General features: G+C 71.4%; 1 pseudogene. It reads right to left on the reverse strand.

Annotation, left to right across the window (positions count from 1 at the left end):
* Positions 1–304 (reverse strand): annotated as a pseudogene (locus PSD17_RS25995) (hypothetical protein); the annotation flags it as partial.
* Between the last annotated feature and the right edge of the window lie 11 nt (positions 305–315).

Here is a 315-nt window from a genome sequence, read left to right on the forward strand (position 1 = left end):
GGTAGCGGACCTCGCCGGGTTTGACCATGTTGGTGGAGAAGAACAGGGCGTGCGGGATCGTGCCTGCGGCGATCTCGGAGGCCCGCACGACCGCGGCGTAGCGGGCGATCCCGGCGCCGGTGGAGGAGCCGTTGTGTTCGCGGCCGTCACCGTCGAGCGGGGTGGCGGCGCCCCAGTTCGCGGCCAGCCCCGAGCCGGTCTTCTTGGTGACCCACAGGTTGACCACGGTGTCGGTGGTCGGGTCGGCGATCGCGACGTGGCCGTCGGAGCCGGGTGGGATTTTCAGGTTCGCCGGGACCGGCACCTTCACCCCGG

The sequence above is a fragment of the Pseudonocardia sp. D17 genome (assembly GCF_036984265.1).
Taxonomy (GTDB): Bacteria; Actinomycetota; Actinomycetes; order Mycobacteriales; family Pseudonocardiaceae; genus Pseudonocardia; species Pseudonocardia benzenivorans.